Origin of the sequence: Campylobacter concisus, assembly GCF_002913045.1 — a bacterium.
Lineage (GTDB): Bacteria > Campylobacterota > Campylobacteria > Campylobacterales > Campylobacteraceae > Campylobacter_A > Campylobacter_A concisus_AP.
Genome location: NZ_PPAF01000033.1, coordinates 1 through 433 on the forward strand (window position 1 = coordinate 1; position 433 = coordinate 433).

Here is a 433-nt window from a genome sequence, read left to right on the forward strand (position 1 = left end):
ATTATAGAGAGGCTTATGGTATTTTTGCTTGTAATGGTATATTGTTTAACCATGAATCACCAGTTAGAGGCGAAACATTTGTAACTAGAAAGATCACAAGGGCAGCTAGTAAGATAGCGCTCGGGCTTCAAGACAAGCTTTATCTTGGAAATTTAGACGCCAAAAGAGACTGGGGCCATGCAAAAGACTATGTGAAGATGATGTGGATGATACTGCAAGCCCCACAGCCAGAAGACTGGGTGATAGCGACTGGACAAACGACAGCGGTTAGAGATTTTGTAAAATTTGCATTTGCCTATACTGGTATAAATTTGAGATTTGAAGGGGCTGGCGTAGATGAGGTAGGGGTCGTAGACTCACTAAATTTTGAAAAGGTAAAAGAGTTAAATTTAGACATATCACATTTAAGCATTGGTCAAATAGTGGTTTGTGT

The 433-nt window shown here is 39.7% G+C and carries 1 protein-coding gene; it reads left to right on the plus strand.

The genetic code is table 11. The features are described 5' to 3' along the window. A partial coding sequence (locus CYP43_RS03905; RefSeq protein ID WP_141089839.1) for a GDP-mannose 4,6-dehydratase occupies positions 1-433 on the plus strand: 433 nt, incomplete at both ends.